The following is a 17,573-nucleotide window of genomic DNA, read 5'->3' as shown; positions in this document are numbered from 1 at the left end:
CCTCTCGGGGTTCAGTAGGCCTCGGCCGGGCGCGGGCGCGCTCCGTCCGGGGATGGGTGGGCCGGCGCCTCGGCGTGGAGGGCGCGCAGCCGCTCAAGCGGCTTGCGTCCGAAGCGCAGGAACAGGACGGGGGTGAGGAAGGTGTCGAGCAGCGTCGCACTGACGAGGCCGCCGAAGATCGTGACCGCGACCGGGTGCAGGATCTCCTTGCCCGGGCTCGCCGCGTCGTAGAGCAGCGGTACCAGGGCCACGCCGGCCGAGAGCGCCGTCATCAGTACCGGGGTCAGCCGCTCCAGGCTGCCGCGCACCACGAGGTCGGGGCCGAACGGCACGCCCTCATGCAACGACAGGTTCAGGTAGTGGCTGATCTTCAGGATGCCGTTGCGCGCGGCGATGCCGGTCAGCGTGATGAAGCCGATCATCGACGCCACGGACAGCGGCTGCCCGACGAGCCACAGCGCCGCCACCGAGCCGATCAGGGCGAGCGGCACGTTGCCCATGATGATGAGCGCCAGCGCGGGCGAGCGGTATCGGCTGTAGAGGATGGCGAAGACCAGGGCCAAGGACAGCGCCGAGAGCGCCGCGATGGTCCGGCTCGCCTCCTCCTGCGCCTGGAAGGTGCCCTCCAGGCTGGTGAAGAAGCCGGGCGGCAGCGGCTCCTTCGCCACGGCCTCGCGGATGGCCGCCACGATGGTGGCCATGTCGCTCTCGCCGTTGGTGTTGGCCTGGACGACGATGCGGCGGCGGGCGTTCTCGCGCAGGATCTGGTTCGGCCCGTCGGTCTCGCGGATGTCGGCCACCTGGCGCGCCGGAACCCAGCCCGAGGGCGTCTCCAGCAGCAGGTCGCCGAGGCCCGTGGTGGTCCGGCGGTTCTCGGAGAGGCGCAGCACCACGTCGAAGCGGCGCACGCCGTCGACCACGGTCGAGACCACCCGCCCGTTCGAGAGGCGGCTGATCTGCTCGACGACGGCGGCCGGCTGCACGCCGTAGAGGGCCGCCCGGGTGTAATCGACCCGAACCTCAAGCTGCGGGATGCGGACCTGCCGCTCGACCTGAAGGTCGACGAGCCCCGGGATCGCGGCCATCCGGTCGCGCAGGGAGTTGGCGACCCGACGAAGGGCGTCAAGGTCCTCGCCGAACACCTTGAGCGCGATCTCGGCCCGCACGCCCGAGAGCATGTGGTCGAGCCGGTGCGAGATCGGCTGGCCGACGTTGACGGCCACCGGCAGGGCCGCGAGGCGCCCGCGGATGTCGGCGACGAGCGCCTCCTTCGGACGCTTGGCGCCTTCGTCGAGCGCCACCTCGATCTCGGACGAGTGGACGCCCTCGGCGTGCTCGTCGAGCTCGGCCCGGCCGGTTCGGCGGCCGACCGCCTTCACGCCCGGGATGTCCAAGAGCAGCTTCTCGGCGATCAGCCCGACCCGGTTGCTCTCGGCCAGCGAGATCCCCGGGTTGAAGGTCATGTTGACCGTGAACGAGCCCTCGTTGAACGGCGGCAGGAAGGCCCGGGGCAGGTTCCAGGCGGCCACGCCCGCGGCCACCACCGCCGCCGCGACGGTGCCGACCAGCAGGCCCTTGTGGCGGAAGGCGACCCGCAGCAGGGCGGCGTTGCCGCGCTTGAGCAGCTTGAGGAAGCGGCTGTCGTGCTCCTCCAGGTTCCTGAGCCCCGGCAGCAGGAGCGAGGCCAGCACCGGGGTCAGGGTGATCGAGGTGAGCAGGCTCGCCAGGATCGAGATGATGTAGGCCTGCCCCAGGGGCGCGAAGAGCCGGCCCTCGATGCCGGACAGCGCGAAGAGCGGCACGAACACCAGGATGATGATCAGCGTCGCGTAGACGATGCCGGAGCGGACCTCGTTCGAGGCCTCGACCACCACCTGGAACACGCTCTTCGGGTTGCCGGCCCGCCGGTTCTCGCCGAGCCGCCGGTAGATGTTCTCCACGTCCACGACCGCGTCGTCGACGAGCTCGCCGATGGCGATGGCGAGACCGCCCAGCGTCATCGTGTTGATCGACAGGCCGAACAGGTGGAACACCACGGCGGTCGTCAGCACCGAGACTGGGATGGCGAGCAGCGAGATGGCCGTGGTGCGCACGTTCAGCAGGAAGGCGAACAGCACCACCGCCACCACCAGCACGGCCTCGAAGAGGACGCGCTCGACGTTGCGGATCGAGGTCTCGATGAAGTCGGCTTGGCGGAACAGGACCTGGTCGGCCCGGATGCCGGATGGCAGGGTCGGCGACATCTCCTTCAGGGCCATCGCGATGCTGCGGGTCAGCTGCACGGTGTCGACGTCGGGCTGCTTCTCGACCGAGACGATGACCGCGGGCTTGGCCATGTAGCCGGCGTCGCCGCGCTTCGTCCGTGCGGCGAAGGAGACCTCGGCCACCTGGCGCAAGTGGACCGGCGTCTCGGCGACCGTCGCGACCACGAGGTTGCGCAGGTCGTCGAGGCTCATGGTCCGGCCGATGTTCCGGATGAGGTACTCGCGGGAATGCTGGTCGGTGAAGCCGCCGCCGGCATTGGTGCCGAACTGCGCCAGCGCCGTCTCAAGCTGGGCGTTCGACACCCCGAGCGCGCGCATGGCGGCCGGGTTCGGGCTGACCCGGAACTGGCGCACCTCGCCCCCGATGGGGATGACCTGCGCCACGCCCGGGATGGTGAGGAGCCGCGGCCGGATGGTGAAGTCGGCGACCTCGCGCACCTGCATCGGGGTCGCGGTCTCGCTGGTCACCGCCACCAGCAGTATCTGCCCCATGATGGAGGAGATGGGGCCCATCACCGGGGTCACGCCCCGCGGCAGCTGGTCCTGCACCAGGGCGAGCCGCTCGGCGACCTGCTGGCGGTTGCGGTAGATGTCGGTGCCCCAGTCGAACTCGACGTAGGTGATGGACAGGCCCACGCCCGAGACCGAGCGCACCCGGGTCACGCCGGGCAGCCCGTTCATCCGGGTCTCGATGGGATAGGTGACGAGCTGCTCGACCTCCTGGGGGGCGTAGCCCTCCGCCTCCGTCATGATGGTGACGGTCGGCTTGTTCAGGTCGGGGAAGACGTCGACCGGCAGCTTGGTCGCGGTGAAGGCGCCGAAGAGCACCAGCACCGTGGCCAAGGCGAGGACGAGCAGGCGGTTGCGGACCGACTGGCTGACGAGGAAGGTGAACATCGGGCGCCTCCTCAGCGGACCTGGTCGAGGAGCTCGGCGCCCTGGGTCACCACCCGCTTGCCGGGTCCGATCCCCTCGGCGACCAGCACGCGGCCGCCGTCGAGCGGCTCGACCCGCACGGGCCGGGCCTCGAAGCGCTCGGCGGTGGTGTGCTCGTAGACGACGTCCTGCCCGTTGCCGGTGCGCACGACGGCCGCGCGCGGCAGCGCCAAGCCGGACTGCTCGGTGTCCGTCCCGGCCAGCACCGTGACGAACTGGCCGACCCGCAGGCCGGAGGCGTCGCCGGACACCGCGAATTGCACCGGGATGGCCTGGTTGCGGTCGGCGAGACCCGTGCCCTGGTAGGCGAGCTTCAGGCTGCGTCCGTCGGCGAGCCGCGCCGTGGCGTTCTGGGCCGCGGTCAGGGCGTCGAAGCTCAGGGCCTCGACCCAGAGGCGGTTCGGGTCGACGATCTGGAAGACCATTGCCCCCGGCGCGGCCATCTGGCCGGCCACCGCGGTCGCCTGCGCCACTACGCCGTCGACGGGAGCGACCAGGGTTTCGGGCTGCTGCCGGATCTTGTCGAGGGCCGCGCGGCGGTCGTGCAGGCCGTTGAGCTCGGCGACCGCGTCGTCGAGCTGGGTCGTGGCGACCGCGCCGGTGGTGGCGAGCTTCCTGTAGCGCTCGACCCTGCGCTCGACGATGGCGATCTGCTGGTCGAGCTCGCCCTGGCGCTGCCGCATGTCGGAGACGTCGACCGCCTGCACGGGCGGCGTCACGGTCGCAAGCACGTCGCCCTTGCGCACCTTCGTGCCCAGGCGGGGGAACAGGCCGGAGGGCGGCGGCGAGAGACGGCCGCCGACCGAGGACTGCACGACGCCGCTGGCGTTGGGGTCGGGGATGATGCGGCCGGGCAGCTCGACCGAGCGGTGGAAGCTTCCCTGCTCGGTCATGGTGGTGCGCAGGACCAGCAGCCGTTGCGTCGGCTTCGGCACGAAGACGGAGCCGTCGGGCAGGCGCTGCGCGAGGTCCGACGAGCCAGGGGCGCGCGGCTCGATCAGGGCGGCCCCCTGCACGGGTGCTCCATGATCCTCGTCGCCGTGAGCGAAGGCGGCGGTGCCGAGGACGAGGGTGATACCGATGGCGAGCAACGCCACCGCCGGCGCGCCGCGGCGACCGCGCGCGAGTGCCGTCACAAGCACGCCGAGCAGGAAGGCCACGGCGACCGCGGCCACCAGGATCGGGTCCTTGGCCGTCAGTCGCTCCCGGAGCCCGCGGGCGAACTCGGAGGCACGCGACAGGGCCGCCTGCGCCGGCGCCGGTTTGGCTGGAGCTGCGGTTGCCTGTGAGGCGGGATCGGGCACGGTGACCGCGACGGTAAGCACGTCGACTGCATCCCCGGCCGTGACAGTCGCCACGAGGTCGTGCCGACCGGGTTTCGCCAGCCATGGGGCTGGCAGCGCGTAGCCGCCCTCATCCGTGGCGGCCGCGGTCTTGGGCCCCTCGGGCGTCTCCACCTCGATGGTGGCGCCGGTCACCGGCTCGTTCGTCCGGAAGCGGTCGAGGAACAGCGTCAGCGTGCCGTCCCGGGGGATGGCGACGAGCTCGAAGGCGTCGGACAGCGCCTCGCCGCGCGGAGCGATCGTCTTCGAGACAGGCGGCGGTGCGGTGCCGTGGTCGTGGCCCTCGTGGGCGAGCGCGGGCCCCGCCAGGACGGCGGCAAGCAGCGCCACCGCGTGCAGGGCGGCGGCAAAACGGGTCGACATGAACAGGAATCCTCGCGTCGGGAAGTCCGGGCGCGCCGCGCTCGCGGACGCACTCCGGGCGTTGCGCGCCTCAGGCGCGCCTCACCTCACGCGAGGGATCGTGGGGGCTTGGGCAGGGCCTCGGGGCCGGCACCGGCGCGACCCGAGACGTCGCGCGGGATCAGCGTGACGGTTCGGACCAGGGTCGGCGCCAGGGTATAGGGCCCGGAGAGGACGCCGATGGCGCAGCAGGCCATCGTTCCGCAGCAGCGGGTCTTGCAGCCGACCGGGCAGCATTCGTCCTGACCCGGCTCGATGCGCGCACCCTCGACCCTGGTCGGGGTGAGCGCGAGCTTGGCCCATGCCGGCGAGACGGTCCGGACCACGACCTCAGGCGCCACGTAGACCGAAGGCGCGGTGGCCTTGGGCGCCGACTGAGCGATCTTAGGCTGCGCCGCGGCGTGGTGACCGTGGTGCGCGTGTCCCTCGTGGGCCTGGACGGCGGACGGCGCGACGTAGGCGATGATCGCGAGGATCATCGCCGCCATCAGGCGCACGATTTGCCGGTCGAGGCTCATGAGGTCTGGCTTACACCGGTTCGAGTGGCGGGACTATGTCCGCGGGTGGGACGTGAATGCCCAAACGGAGGTTTGGTTGCCGTCGTCGGGTTTCAACCCGCCGCGCGCAGCGGCTCTGCGGGGTAGCCGGCGGCAGCGATGGCCTGGGCGATCTGGTCGACCGGCCCCGCGACGCCGGACACGGTGACGATCTTGGCCCCCAGGTCCACGTCGATCCGGGCATTGGGCTCGACGGCTTGGACGGCGCGGGCCACGGCCTTGGTACAGCCGCCGCACCCCATCTTCTCGACCTTTAAGCGGTACATGACGCTCTCTCCTGGATGGCGTCCCATCCAGATGGGGCTTCACATGATGGGAAGGTCAAGGGATCACCTGCCTGGCCGGACCAAGTTACTGATGCCTGAGGGGCTTTCGCTTGACCGCGAAACCGCAAACCGGCTGAACATCCCAAGATTGCCGGGGAGGCGGCGGGCGGCATCATGCGGGCCTTTCGGTGGATCCCACGGCCACCGTCCAGCGAACAGCGACGCTGCCGCTCCCACTTACCGACATCCTCGTCCCAACTTGCGGACCGCTCCGACGAATGCCCCTTGACCCCGTACCACGGTACGGACCGTAGGCTTGTGCAGCATCGGCATCGCGGGGACGGAAGATGAGGAACCTGACGATCGGCAGGGCGGCGCGGGAGGCCGGTGTCGGCGTTGAGACCATCCGGTTCTACGAGCGCCAGGGCTTAATCGCGCAACCGGCCAAAGGGTCTGGCTATCGGACCTATTCGCCTGAGGTGGTCGCTCGCATCCGATTCATCCGGCAGGCCCAGAGGATCGGGTTCTCCCTCAAGGAGGCGCAAGAGCTCCTCGCCCTACGCGCCAATCCAGAGGCCGACTGCGCTGACGTGCAGGCCCAGGCTCGGCACAAGATCGCCGAGGTGGACGAGAGGATCTCCGAGCTCCTGCGCGTCCGCGCCGCCTTGGAGGCTGTGGTCGCCTCGTGCCCGGGCCACGGCGGCCTGAGCGGCTGCACCATCCTGGAAGCCCTCGACCAGGCACCGCCGGAAGCGGCCGCGTGTCGATGCGACGAGCCGATGAAGAGGAAGTCACCATGAGGACGGTCACTTTGAAGGTCGAAGGTTGGCGGTGCGCTGCCTGCTCCGCCTCGGTCGGTTCGCTTTTGGAGGCCCATCCCGGCGTCCGTGGCGTCGATGTCTCCTTCGATAAGGGGCGCGTCCGCGCCCTCTTCGACCCCGTGACCACCAGCGAGGATCGCCTGGTCGAGCTGATCGAGAAGCGCGGCTTCCGGGTCGTGGCCCGGACTTCGGCCTGATCTGGCTGGCTGGACATTCCTGGAGACGGACCGATGGCCGCAGCGGCACTCGACACCGACCTTTCCCTCTGGAGCGAGGAGCCGGCGAGCCGGCCCGACCGGGCACGCATCCGCGCCCGGATCGGCGGCCTGCACTGTTCGCTCTGCACCGGCACCATCGAGAAGGCGCTGGGTAGCCAGCCGGGCGTCGACAAGGTGGCGGTCAGCCTGACCCACGAGCAGGCCCTCGTCGAGTACGACCCGGCGGTCGCGCGGCCGGCGAAGCTTCTGGGGATCCTGCGCGACATCGGCTACACCATCTCCGATCCGCGCAAGGTCCGGCCCTACGAGGAGGAGGAGCGCGATCTCGTGCGCGAGAGCCGCCGCTTCGTCGTGGCGGTCGCCCTAAGCGTCGCCTCAATTCCCATCATCGCGGACCCCACCCTCGGCTGGATCGGCTTCCTGCCCGCCCTGGTCTGCCTCAGCCTCGGCGCGATGGTCTTCCTCGTCCTGCGGAAGACCAGCCTCCTCGCCGCGGCGGCCAGCACCGCCGGTCTCGCAGTCCTGGCACTCGGCCTGCTCTACCTGAACCTCCAAGGCTACCTCGCGGCCTCCGCTCCCTGGCTCGTGGCCGCGCTCGCGGTCGTGCTCGTCTTCGGGGTCGGGCGCCACATCCTGCACATGGCCGTCCAGGCCCTCCGCCGCGGCATCCTGAACCAGCACGTGCTGCTGGAGATCGGCGCCTTCGCAGGCATGCTCGGCGGCGTCATCGGGCTGGTCCTCGACCGGCCGGACTACCCGACTGCGCCGTTCTTCGCCGTCTCGGTCATGGTCGCGACCTACCACATCTTCTCCGAGTGGCTGTCGCTCATCGTCAAGACGCGCAGCTCCCAGGCCGTGAAGCGCCTCCTCGACCTCCAGCCGGAGACCGCCCGCGTGGTCCGGGACGGCCAGGAGCGGGATGTGCCACTGGAAGCCGTCGCGGTCGGCGACCTCGTCCGCATTCGCCCCGGGGAGCGGGTGCCCGTCGATGGCACAGTCGCGGGCGGCCGCTCCGCCGTCGACCAGGCCCTCGTCACCGGTGAGCCAATTCCGGTCGAGCGCGCTGAGGGCGACGCCGTCATCGGCGGCTCGATCAATGGCACCGGCACCCTGCTGGTCCGGGTGACCGCAGTGGGAGCCGGCAGCTTCCTGCAGAAGGTGGTGCGCGAGGTCGAGGACGCCCGCGCCCTCAAGCCCGGCCTGCTCCACCTCGTCGACCGCGTCCTGCAGGTCTACACTCCGACCGTGCTCGTGGTGGCCGCGCTGGCCTTCGTCGGCTGGCTCGCCGGTTCGTGGTTGGCCGGCGGTGAACCCGACATCGAGCGGGCCGTGTTCGCGGGCCTGAGCGTCCTAGTCATGGGCTATCCCTGCGCCGTCGGCATTTCGGCACCGCTCTCCATCGTGCGGGGGGCCGGCGAAGCCGCCGAGCACGGCATCCTGATGCGGACCGGCGAGGCCTTCCAGGGCTATCGCCTCGTCGACACCGTCGTCCTCGACAAGACCGGGACCCTCACCGAGGGTCGGCCCGCGGTCCGCGAAGTCGAGGCGTTCTCCGGGAGCGAGGCCGATCTCGTCGCCCTTGCCGCCGCGGCCGAGGCCTCGTCCGAGCACCCACTCGCGCAGGCAGTGGTCAAGGCCGCGTTCACGCGCGGCGCCGTGCCCCCGGACGTGATCTCGTTCGAGGCCATCCCGGGCAAGGGCGTCGTCGCCCAGACCGTGGCGGGCGAGGTCCTGGTCGGCAGCCCGGCGTTCCTGGCAGGCCGTGGCGTCGACCTATCGTCCGCGGCGGCCCGCACCCAGGACCTGGAGGGGGCCGGGCGCACCGTCATCATGGTCGGCCGGGACCGTCGCCTGCTGGGCCTGCTCGCGCTTGACGACAGCCTACGGTCCGACGCGGCGCAGGCGGTTGCGGCGTTGCGGGCTGAGGGCCTGCGGACGGTCCTACTCACCGGTGACAACGAGCGGGCTGCCCGCCGGATCGCCGCCGAGGCGGGCATCGACGAGGTCCACGCGGGGGTACTGCCCGACGGCAAGGCGGAGACCGTGCGGCGCCTGCAAGCGACGTCCAAGGTCGCGATGGTCGGCGACGGCATCAACGATGCGCCCGCCCTGATGCAGGCCGACGTCGGCATCGCCATGGGCGGGGGCACCGACATCGCCATCGAGGCCGCCGACATCATTATCCTGTCGAACCGCCTGGCCGCGCTGCCGCTCGCCCGCCGCATCAGCCGGCGCAGCTACGCCAAGATGCTCCAGAACGTGTGGCTGGCCTTCGCCTTCAACGGCCTCGGCATACCGGTGGCCGCGACCGGGCTCATCAACCCGATCTGGGCCATGGTCGCCATGGCGGTCAGCGTCACCGCGATCTTTCTCAATTCCCTCTGGGGCCAGCCCGGACTGTTCCTGGGTGCGATTACGAGCGTCGGCAGCCTGCCCGCCACGAACGGGCTCGCCATCGAAGGAGGTCGGCGATGAGGTTCCTGATTTCTTCGAGCGGGGCGGCCGCGCTGGCAGCCCTCCTCCTGGGACCGGTCGGGCCGGTGCGGGCCCAGGATGACACGCCGGCCATGTCACGCCGCGGCTCCGACCTGAAGGTCGCGACCATCCCGGTGGAAGGCATGGTCTGCCTCTCCTGCGCCGCCTCCATCAAGCGGGCGGTCCGGAAGGTGGACGGCGTGACCGACGCGGAGATCGATTTCGTCGGCCGCACGCTTCGCGTCACTTACGCCGCCGGCCGGCCCCTCCTGCTCGGTCGCGTGCGGACGGCCATCGCGGGCCTTGGCTACACCCCCGGCACTCCCGTGGTGGCGCCGTGACGCTCGAACATCTCGTCCAGCCCCTGGCGGCCGGCGCCGGCGGGCCGGCCGCCCTCTGGATCGCGTTCCTCGCCGGGGTCCTGGCCAGCGCGGTCTGCTCTTGCACCCTCCCAGTCGGGCTCGGCCTGGCCAGCGTCGCCGGGGCCTCGGAGGCAGGGGCCCGACGTGCCGGCCTGCAGGTCGCCGCGTCCTTCTTCGCCGGAATCGTCCTGAGCCTCGCCGTCCTCGGCTCCGCGGTAGGGCATCTCGGCGCGCTCGCGACGGAGGCGTTCGGCCGGAACTGGGCCCTGCTCATGGCCGTCGTCTCGCTTGCGGCGGCGCTTCTCGCCTTCTGGTGGCCGCGTCTGCGCACCCGAGCCCTGACGGCTTGGCGCCGCCCCGGCCTCCTCGGCGCCTTCGCCTACGGCGTGGTGTTCAGCGTCGGCACCTCGGTCGCGCCGCTGCTGCTGCTGCTCACGGTGGCGGCCGCGGAGGGCCGGTCCGGGCGCGGCGTCGTCCTCGCCCTCGCATTCGGCCTCGGTCGGGGCCTGCCCTTCCTCGCCGCGGGTGCGGCCGGGAGCGCGATCACCCGCCTGGCCCGCCTCGGCGTCTGGGGCCGAGCCCTGCAGCTCTTCAGCGGCGGCGCCCTCCTGTTGGTCAGCGCCTACTACGCACGGGTCTACGCGGACCTGCTCTGAACCCTGGAGACCTCATGAGTGACGAAACCGCCTCCCTGACGGAGGTCATCTTCTCCGTGCCGGGTATGATGTGCGACGGCTGCGCCGAGACGGTCCATGACGTACTGACGGCCGTGCCGGGGGTCCGCCAGGCAAAGCCCAGCACCTGGCGCAAGCGCGTCGCCGTTCGCTTCGAGCCGTCCCGCGTCGGACCTGCGGAGATCCGGTCGGCGCTCGCCAAGGGCGGGTTCGACGCCGTCGAGGTGCAAGCATGATTCCCGGAGAGACGGAACCCGCGGAGGCTGACCGCGAGCGCCTGCTCCGCGTCCTCGCGGCGGCGGCGTTCGTGATCTTCTTCCAGGCGTTCATGGTCGCGCCGGTCCTGCCGCAGTTGGCGCAGGGGTTCGGCGTCTCGCCCGAGCGGGTCGGGCTCATCGTTCCGGCCTACTTGATCCCGTACGGAGCGGCGACGCTGGTCTACGGGCTGCTGGCGGACCGCCTAGGCGTCTGGCGCGTCATGGCTGGCTCCCTGGCCGCCTTCGCGGCGCTCACGGCCCTGACAGCCACGGCGAGCTCGGTCGGGCAACTCGCCACGTGGCGCTTCCTGACCGGTTTGGGGGCGAGCGGGGTCGTCCCCCTCGGCCTCGTTCTCGTCGGCCGGCTCTTCCCCTACGAACGACGGGGGCGCCCCCTGGGATGGCTGTTCGGCGCCATGGCCGGCGGCATGGCCTTCGGGTCGACCTTCGGCGCCCTGCTCGAACCGGTGGTCGGGTGGCGCGGCCTCTTCCTGACCGTCGGCGCCGCCGGGGGGGCGCTCCTGCTCGTCCTCGCGCCGACACGGGGGATCATCCCCAGCGCCACGGTGACCGGGACACGGTTGCCCGACCTGTTCCGCGGCTACCGCGACCTCCTGCTCAACCCACGCGGACGTCGCACCTACGGCTTTGTCCTGCTCAACTCGATGTTCCACTCCGGCGTGTTCACCTGGCTCGGCCTGTACTTCGAGCAGCGATACGGGCTCGGTCCCGTCGGGGTCGGGCTGGCGCTCCTCGGCTATGGCATCCCGGGCTTCCTCCTGGGGCCCGTCATCGGCCGCATCGCGGACCGGCGAGGGCGCGGCCGCCTCCTCCCGGTCGGGCTGCTCCTGGGGGCCTTCGCGGCGGCGGCTCTGACCCTCGACGCGCCGCTTCTCCTGGCGGCGGTGGCGGTGACGGTCCTGTCGCTCGGCTACGACATGACCCAGCCGCTGCTCGCCGGCGTCGTCACGGCACTCGGGGGCCAACGTCCGGGCCAAGCCATGGGGCTCAACGTCTGCCTGCTGTTCACCGGGTTCGGGCTAGGAAGCCTGCTCTTCGGCGGATTGCTCCGTCTCGGGTTCGGTACGACGCTCGCCCTGTTCGCGGCGGCGGAGTTGGCGCTCGCCGCAGCTGCCGTGCGTCTCTTCCGGTCCGAGACGCCGTCGGTCGAGGGAGGACGCCCATGAACGCGCCAAGGTCCGAATTCGGCGAGGCAGCCCTCGACACCCTCATCCTCGCCGCACTCCGGCAGGCGCAGCGGGAGGGGGCAAGCGGCGCGGCCGAGCATCTCCTCTGCGCACTGGAGGCACTCGTCCTCGACACCGGGAGCCCGGCATGTGCCTCGGCTTGCCTCGACGAGGCCTATCTCGACCTCGCCGGGGCGGCCCGAGGTACGGCGCGTGCTCGCCACCGCGGCACGATGTGAGGGTCACCCGCCTGCTCAGGCCACCTCAGCTCCGCGGTACCGGGCGAACACGCTCCGCCCCTCGGGTCCGAAGAGGGTGACCTCGTAGGTGTCGGGCTCCATGCCATCGACCTCCATGCCGGGCGAGCCGACCGGCATGCCCGGCACAGACAGCCCGGTGCCCTTGGGCTTCTCCGCCAGGAGCCGCTTGATCGCGCCGGCCGGCACGTGGCCCTCGACCACGTAGCCGCCGACCTGGGCGGTGTGGCAGGAGGCAAGCTCGCGCGGCACCCCGAGGCGGATCTTGAGCGGGTTCACCGGGCCCTCGGTCACGGTGACGGTGAAGCCGGACTCGCGCAGGTGCGTGACCCACTTCTCGCAGCAGCCGCAGTTCGGGTCCTTGGTCACCGCGACCGGGGGCAACCCCTCCGCCAGGGCGCCCCGTCCGAGGGCCAGCCCCGCCGCCAGGCCCGCGAGCAGGGCACGCCGGGACGGCATCGTATCGCTCCGCATCGTCAACTCCCGTTCGCTCTCACTCGGCCGCCTGCGGCAGCCTCACGTTCCCGTCCGCGGCCTTGCGAGCGACCAGATCCGCCGGCGGCAACCCGCGCCCTTTCACCAAGGCGTAGACCGCCGGGATCACCACCAGCGTCAACACCGTCGAGGAGACCATCCCGCCGATCATGGGAACCGCGATCCGCTGCATGACCTCGGAGCCCGAGCCGGTGCTCCAGAGGATGGGCAAGAGGCCAGCCATGATGGCGACCACCGTCATCATCTTCGGGCGTACCCGCTCGACGGCACCGACCATGATGGCCCGCTGCAGGTCCGCCCGCGCAAGTGGGCGGCCCTCGCGCGCGCAGCCGGCGCGGACCTCGTCGAGGGCATGGTCGAGATAGACCAGCATGATCACGCCGGTCTCGGCGGCGACGCCGGCCAGGGCGATGAAGCCGACCGCCACCGCGACCGACATGTTGAAGCTCATCCACCAGAGCAGCCACACCCCGCCGACCAGGGCGAAGGGCAGCGACAGCATCACGATGAGCGTCTCGGTCAGCCGCCGGAAGTTGAGGTAGAGGAGTAGGAACACGATCAGCAGCGTCAGCGGCACCACGAAGGAGAGGCGCGCCTCGGCCCGCTCCAGGTACTCGTACTGCCCGCTCCACTGCAGGCTCGTGCCCTGCGGCAGCTTGACCGTGTCCGCCACGGCCTTGCGCGCCTCGGCCACGTAGCCGCCGAGGTCTCGCCCCGCGATGTCGACAAACAGGTAGACCGCGAGTTGCCCGTTCTCGGTGCGGATCGAGGTCGGCCCGCGTGTCAGTTCGACCTTGGCCACCTCGCCAAGCGGCACCGTGCCGCCCCCCGGCAGCGGCACTTGCACCTCGTTCGCGATGGCCCTGGGGTCCGAGCGGAAGGCCCGCGGGTAGCGCACGTTGACGGTGTATCGCTCGCGGCCCTCGACGGTGTTCGTCACGGTCTGCCCACCGAGGGCCGTCGCGACAACGTCCTGCACGTCCCCGACCATCAGACCATAGCGCCCGAGCGCCTCGCGCTCCGGCGTGACGTCGAGGAAGTAGCCCCCGATGACCCGCTCGGCATAGACGCTCGACGTGCCAGGCACGGTCCGCACCACCGTCTCCACCTGGCGGGCCACCCCCTCCATCGCCGTGAGGTCGGTGCCCAGCACCTTCACGCCCACTGGGGTGCGGATGCCGGTCGAGAGCATGTCGATGCGGGCGCGGATCGGCTGCGTCCAGGCATTCGACACGCCCGGGAACTGCAGGGCCGCGTCCATCTCGGCCTTGAGGCTCGCGAGCGTCACGCCCGGCCGCCACGCCGCCTTCGGCTTCAGGGCGATGACCGTCTCGAACATCTCCATCGGCGCAGGGTCGGTCGCGGTGTTGGCGCGCCCGGCCTTGCCGTAGACCGAGGCCACCTCGGGGAACGACTTGATGATGCGGTCCTGGGTGGCGAGGAGCTCGCCGGCCTTGGTCACCGAGATGCCCGGCAGCGTCGTCGGCATGTAGAGCAGCGTACCCTCGTCGAGCTCCGGCATGAACTCCGAGCCGAGTTGCCGGGCCGGCCATGCGGTCGCCGCCAGCACGCCCACGGCGAGCAGTATGGTGAGCACTCGGGCCCGCAGCACACCGGCGATGAGCGGCCGGTACAGCCAGATGAGGAGGCGGTTCAGCGGGTTGCGGTGCTCGGGGACGATGCGCCCGCGCACGAACAGCACCATCAGCGCCGGCACCAGCGTGACCGAGAGGAGCGCCGCCGCCGCCATGGCGAAGGTCTTGGTGTAGGCGAGCGGTCCGAACAGCCGTCCCTCCTGGCTCTCCAGGGTGAAGATCGGCAGGAAGCTCACCGTGATCACGAGGAGCGAGAAGAACAGGGACGGCCCGACCTCGCTTGCCGCCTCGACCAGGACCTCGACCCGAGGTTTGTCCGGTGGCGCCCGCTCCAGGTGCTTGTGGGCGTTCTCGATCATGACGATGGCGGCGTCGACCATGGCACCTACGGCGATGGCGATGCCGCCCAGGCTCATGATGTTGGCGCCGATGCCGAGCGCTTTCATACCGGCGAAGGCCATCAGGATGCCGACCGGCAGCATCAGGATGGCGACGAGCGCGCTGCGTACGTGCAGCAGGAAGACGATGCAGACGAGGGAGACGACGACGCTCTCCTCGACCAGCGTGTGCCGCAGTGTGTCGATGGCCGCGTCGATGAGCTGCGAGCGGTCGTAGACCGGCAGGATCTCGGTGCCCGCCGGCAGGCTCTTGGCGACCTCGGCGAGCTTCGCCTTCACGCCCTCGATGACGTTGAGGGCGTTGGCCCCGAAGCGCTGCAGGACGATGCCACCGGCAACCTCGCCCTCGCCGTTCATCTCGGTTAGGCCGCGCCGCTCGTCCGGCCCGAGCTCGACCCGGGCGACGTCCCTGACCCGCAGCGGCGTGCCGCCGGAGGTCTTCAGCACGACGTTCTCGATGTCGGCGAGGCTCCGGATGTAGCCGCGCCCGCGCACCATGAACTCGAATTCGGAGAGCTCGACCGTGCGGCCCCCGACGTCGGCGTTACTTGACCGGATGGCGTCCCGGAGCTTGTTGAGCGAGATGCCCTGGGCCCGCAGGCGGTTCGGGTCGACGACGACGTTGTACTGCTTGACGAAGCCGCCGACGCCGGCGACCTCGGCCACACCCTCGGCGCGCGAGGCCCCGAACCGGATGACCCAGTCCTGCATCGACCGGAGCTCCGCAAGCGTCCGCTCCTTCGCGACCACCACGTACTGGTAGACCCAGCCGACGCCGGTCGCGTCGGGCCCCAGCATTGGCGTCACCCCGGCCGGCAGGCGGCTCGCCGCGCCGTTGAGGTATTCGAGCACGCGGGAGCGACCCCAGTAGGGGTCGGTGCCGTCCTCGAAGATGACGTAGACGAAGGACACGCCGAAGAAAGAGAAGCCGCGCACCACCTTGGCCTTCGGCACCGTCAGCATCGCGGTGGTCAGCGGATAGGTGACTTGGTCCTCCACCACCTGCGGCGCCTGTCCCGGGTACTCGGTGTAGACGATGGCCTGTACGTCCGAGAGGTCGGGGATGGCGTCGAGCGGCAGAGACCTGAGCGCCAGGATGCCGGCCGCCACAGCGAACACGGTCCCGAGCAGCACCAGCACGAGGTTGCGGGCCGACCAGCCGATCAGGCGGGCGATCATGGCGTCGCCCCCGTGCCCGCCGCCTGCCGGTCGTCCTTCGGTGCGGCGATGGACTGGAGCGCCGCCTTCAGGTTGCTCTCGGCGTCGATCAGGAAGTTCGCCGCCGTGACCACCCGGTCACCGGCCGTGACCCCCTCGCGGATCTCGACGTAGCCCCGGCCGCGCAGGCCGACCTTCACCGCCTTCGGCTCGAAGCGCCCCTCGCCGTGGTCGAGCAGCACGACCTGACGCTCGCCGGTGTCGATGACCGCGTCGTCGGGCACCGCCACCACCGGCTTGGCGTCGCCCGTCGCGATCTCGACGTCCGCGTACATCGACGGGCGCAGGACGCCGTCGGGGTTCGGCAGCTCGATGCGCAGCCGGGCGGTCCGGGTCTCCATGTTGAGGTGCGGGTAGATCCGGGTCACCGTCCCGCTGAAGGTCCGGTCGGGGAAGGCCCGCGCCCGGACCGTCGCCTTCTGCCCCTCCGCCACCCCGGCGAGGTCGCGCTCGGTCACGTCGGCCAGCACCCAGACACGCGTGTGGTCGACGATGCGGAACAGGACGTCGCCGGACTTGGCCTTCATCCCGTCCGAGACGTTGCGCTCGACCACGACGCCGTCCCGGGGCGCGGACCATGTGATGGAGGGTGGCACCTTATGGGTCCGCTCGATCTCGTCGATGACCTCCGGCGGGATGGCGAGGTTCTCTAGACGCCGACGGCCGCCCTCGTAGCCGATGGAGGTCAGGTACTGGGCCGCGACCGCGTTGATCTCGGGCGCGAACAGGCGCAGCAACGGCTGGCCCTTGCGGACGTGGTCGCCCGTTGTGACCGGCTCGACCTTCTCGATGAAGGCGTCCGTGCGCATGGCGATGACGGAGACGCGGCGCTCGTCCTCCCCGACGCTGCCCGGCGCCCGCACCGGCACCGACAGGACCCGGCGCTCCGCGAGCTCGGTCCGCACGCCGGTGCGCTGGACCTTGCCCGGCGAGACCTTCACGACGCCGGCCTCGTCCTCGCCCGCGTAGACGGGAATGTAGTCCATCCCCATCGAGTCCTTCTTCGGCACCGACGAGGTGTCGGCCAAGCCCATCGGGTTCCGGTAGTAGAGGACGCGCCGGGCGTCACCGCCGGGCTTGGCCGCCTCGCCCGGCTCCGCGTGGTGCCCGGCCATGTCTGCGGGCATGGTCTCGCCGTCCCCGTCGTCGAAGCGCACGTCCTCGCTGGCGCGGACGGCCCGGAACTCCCGGCCGTCCGCCGTCACCATCGGCGACGCCGAGTAGACGGGCTTCCCGTCCGGGTCCCAGTAGTAGACCACCGGTCCGGACGCGGGCTTGGACCGGGCCGGCGCCTGCGCGGCGGGCAGCAAGCGGGCGACGCCGTGCCGGACCCGCTCGACGAACGCCGGAACGGGACCGTCCTGCTGTCCGGCCCAGTAGCCGAGGCCCCCCGCCGCGAGCGCAGCGAGGGTGCCGGCGAACCATGCCGAGCGGGTCATTTCGCGGCCTGAAGGACCAGCTTGTCCTCGACCGTGCCGGTCTCGCCCTGGACCTTGGCGGCCAGCGACAGGCGCCAGCGGCCCTGCATCGAGAGCTTGGCCTTGAAACGGTAGATGCCGGGCTCGGTCGAGGGGACCTGCTCGACCTTGGTGGCCATCTCCTCCATGGCATCGGGGGCCATGTCGAGGCGCTTGGCGAAGACTACGGCGTCGGTCACCGGCTTGCCGCTCCGCTGGTCGACGAGCCGGACGGCGATGACGGCCTCGCCGACCTTCGCCTCCTGCTGCACGAGTTCGAAGCGGTAGTCCTTGATGTCCGCCAGGGCGGGCGGGGCGAACGTCGATGCTGACAGGGCGGCGCCGAGCAGCGCGGCCGGCACGGCGCGCGCGAAGGGGTTCTTGGTCACGG

At 71.0% G+C, this 17,573-nt stretch carries 16 protein-coding genes; 8 read left to right on the top strand and 8 right to left on the bottom strand.

All coding sequences use genetic code 11. The features are described from left to right. Positions 1-11: 11 nt before the first annotated feature. The 4 genes from DK427_RS13535 to DK427_RS13520 form a co-directional block, all read right to left on the bottom strand. Positions 12-3,161, bottom strand: coding sequence for an efflux RND transporter permease subunit (locus tag DK427_RS13535; RefSeq protein ID WP_109951725.1), 3,150 nt, complete (start codon positions 3,159-3,161; stop codon positions 12-14). 11 nt (positions 3,162-3,172) lie between these two features. After that, positions 3,173-4,906: an efflux RND transporter periplasmic adaptor subunit gene (locus DK427_RS13530; RefSeq protein ID WP_109951724.1), complete on the bottom strand. Its 1,734-nt coding sequence runs from the start codon at positions 4,904-4,906 to the stop codon at positions 3,173-3,175. 86 nt (positions 4,907-4,992) lie between these two features. Next, positions 4,993-5,463 carry a hypothetical protein gene (locus DK427_RS13525; RefSeq protein ID WP_109951723.1) on the bottom strand — a complete coding sequence of 157 codons (471 nt, stop codon included), beginning with the start codon at positions 5,461-5,463 and terminating at the stop codon, positions 4,993-4,995. Between the two features lie 92 nt (positions 5,464-5,555). Continuing rightward, positions 5,556-5,768: a heavy-metal-associated domain-containing protein gene (locus DK427_RS13520; RefSeq protein ID WP_109951722.1), complete on the bottom strand. Its 213-nt coding sequence runs from the start codon at positions 5,766-5,768 to the stop codon at positions 5,556-5,558. Between the two features lie 347 nt (positions 5,769-6,115). On the opposite strand from DK427_RS13520, the gene DK427_RS13515 reads away from it, so the two are divergent. Genes DK427_RS13515 through DK427_RS13480 form a run of 8 tightly spaced genes read left to right on the top strand, consistent with a single transcriptional unit; the run spans position 6,116 to position 12,001 of the window. Continuing rightward, positions 6,116-6,568, top strand: a complete 453-nt coding sequence (locus tag DK427_RS13515; protein ID WP_109951721.1) for a MerR family DNA-binding protein — start codon at positions 6,116-6,118, stop codon at positions 6,566-6,568. A gap of 11 nt (positions 6,569-6,579) precedes the next feature. Next, on the top strand, positions 6,580-6,786 hold the full coding sequence (locus DK427_RS13510; RefSeq protein WP_245930557.1) for a heavy-metal-associated domain-containing protein: 207 nt from the start codon (positions 6,580-6,582) through the stop codon (positions 6,784-6,786). A gap of 33 nt (positions 6,787-6,819) precedes the next feature. Beyond that, the gene (locus DK427_RS13505) at positions 6,820-9,282 is read left to right on the top strand and encodes a heavy metal translocating P-type ATPase (RefSeq protein WP_109951719.1); all 2,463 of its coding nucleotides are present in this window, start codon (positions 6,820-6,822) and stop codon (positions 9,280-9,282) included. After that, a complete protein-coding gene (locus DK427_RS13500) occupies positions 9,279-9,623 on the top strand; it encodes a heavy-metal-associated domain-containing protein (protein WP_109951718.1) in 345 nt (114 codons plus the stop codon). Before DK427_RS13505 ends, DK427_RS13500 begins: the two co-directional genes overlap by 4 nt. Continuing rightward, positions 9,620-10,300, top strand: coding sequence for a cytochrome c biogenesis CcdA family protein (locus DK427_RS13495; protein WP_109951717.1), 681 nt, complete (start codon positions 9,620-9,622; stop codon positions 10,298-10,300). The genes DK427_RS13500 and DK427_RS13495 overlap by 4 nt, the downstream gene beginning before the upstream one ends. Positions 10,301-10,314: 14 nt before the next feature. Beyond that, the gene (locus DK427_RS13490; protein WP_109951716.1) at positions 10,315-10,554 is read left to right on the top strand and encodes a heavy-metal-associated domain-containing protein; all 240 of its coding nucleotides are present in this window, start codon (positions 10,315-10,317) and stop codon (positions 10,552-10,554) included. Beyond that, positions 10,551-11,762, top strand: a complete 1,212-nt coding sequence (locus tag DK427_RS13485) for an MFS transporter (RefSeq protein WP_109951715.1) — start codon at positions 10,551-10,553, stop codon at positions 11,760-11,762. Before DK427_RS13490 ends, DK427_RS13485 begins: the two co-directional genes overlap by 4 nt. Next, a complete protein-coding gene (locus tag DK427_RS13480) occupies positions 11,759-12,001 on the top strand; it encodes a hypothetical protein (protein WP_109951714.1) in 243 nt (80 codons plus the stop codon). The genes DK427_RS13485 and DK427_RS13480 overlap by 4 nt, the downstream gene beginning before the upstream one ends. Positions 12,002-12,016: 15 nt before the next feature. Here the strand turns inward: DK427_RS13480 and DK427_RS13475 are convergent, their stop codons facing one another. The 4 genes from DK427_RS13475 to DK427_RS13460 are packed head-to-tail and all read right to left on the bottom strand — an operon-like array spanning position 12,017 to position 17,571. Next, positions 12,017-12,493, bottom strand: coding sequence for a DUF411 domain-containing protein (locus DK427_RS13475; RefSeq protein WP_186383785.1), 477 nt, complete (start codon positions 12,491-12,493; stop codon positions 12,017-12,019). 19 nt (positions 12,494-12,512) lie between these two features. After that, complete coding sequence (locus tag DK427_RS13470; protein ID WP_109951712.1) at positions 12,513-15,686, bottom strand: efflux RND transporter permease subunit; 3,174 nt, start codon at positions 15,684-15,686, stop codon at positions 12,513-12,515. Then, on the bottom strand, positions 15,683-17,164 hold the full coding sequence (locus tag DK427_RS13465; protein WP_109951711.1) for an efflux RND transporter periplasmic adaptor subunit: 1,482 nt from the start codon (positions 17,162-17,164) through the stop codon (positions 15,683-15,685). The genes DK427_RS13470 and DK427_RS13465 overlap by 4 nt, the downstream gene beginning before the upstream one ends. Continuing rightward, entirely contained in the window at positions 17,161-17,571 is a 411-nt protein-coding gene (locus DK427_RS13460) for a FixH family protein (protein WP_109951710.1), read from the bottom strand. Before DK427_RS13460 ends, DK427_RS13465 begins: the two co-directional genes overlap by 4 nt. Between the last annotated feature and the right edge of the window lie 2 nt (positions 17,572-17,573).

The organism is Methylobacterium radiodurans, assembly GCF_003173735.1.
GTDB classification, from domain to species: Bacteria; Pseudomonadota; Alphaproteobacteria; order Rhizobiales; family Beijerinckiaceae; genus Methylobacterium; species Methylobacterium radiodurans.
The sequence above is the reverse complement of the archived record's forward strand: the minus strand, read 5'-3'. Positions and strand labels throughout refer to the sequence as shown.

Excerpts from the sequence above, each read along its gene's own strand:
- DK427_RS13535 (WP_109951725.1), bottom strand. The coding sequence starts at position 3,161 with ATGTTCACCTTCCTCGTCAGCCAGTCGGTCCGCAACCGCCTGCTCGTC.
- DK427_RS13530 (WP_109951724.1), bottom strand. The coding sequence starts at position 4,906 with ATGTCGACCCGTTTTGCCGCCGCCCTGCACGCGGTGGCGCTGCTTGCC.
- DK427_RS13525 (WP_109951723.1), bottom strand. The coding sequence starts at position 5,463 with ATGAGCCTCGACCGGCAAATCGTGCGCCTGATGGCGGCGATGATCCTC.
- DK427_RS13520 (WP_109951722.1), bottom strand. The coding sequence starts at position 5,768 with ATGTACCGCTTAAAGGTCGAGAAGATGGGGTGCGGCGGCTGTACCAAG.
- DK427_RS13515 (WP_109951721.1), top strand. The coding sequence starts at position 6,116 with ATGAGGAACCTGACGATCGGCAGGGCGGCGCGGGAGGCCGGTGTCGGC.
- DK427_RS13505 (WP_109951719.1), top strand. The coding sequence starts at position 6,820 with ATGGCCGCAGCGGCACTCGACACCGACCTTTCCCTCTGGAGCGAGGAG.
- DK427_RS13500 (WP_109951718.1), top strand. The coding sequence starts at position 9,279 with ATGAGGTTCCTGATTTCTTCGAGCGGGGCGGCCGCGCTGGCAGCCCTC.
- DK427_RS13490 (WP_109951716.1), top strand. The coding sequence starts at position 10,315 with ATGAGTGACGAAACCGCCTCCCTGACGGAGGTCATCTTCTCCGTGCCG.
- DK427_RS13485 (WP_109951715.1), top strand. The coding sequence starts at position 10,551 with ATGATTCCCGGAGAGACGGAACCCGCGGAGGCTGACCGCGAGCGCCTG.
- DK427_RS13480 (WP_109951714.1), top strand. The coding sequence starts at position 11,759 with ATGAACGCGCCAAGGTCCGAATTCGGCGAGGCAGCCCTCGACACCCTC.
- DK427_RS13475 (WP_186383785.1), bottom strand. The coding sequence starts at position 12,493 with ATGCGGAGCGATACGATGCCGTCCCGGCGTGCCCTGCTCGCGGGCCTG.
- DK427_RS13470 (WP_109951712.1), bottom strand. The coding sequence starts at position 15,686 with ATGATCGCCCGCCTGATCGGCTGGTCGGCCCGCAACCTCGTGCTGGTG.
- DK427_RS13465 (WP_109951711.1), bottom strand. The coding sequence starts at position 17,164 with ATGACCCGCTCGGCATGGTTCGCCGGCACCCTCGCTGCGCTCGCGGCG.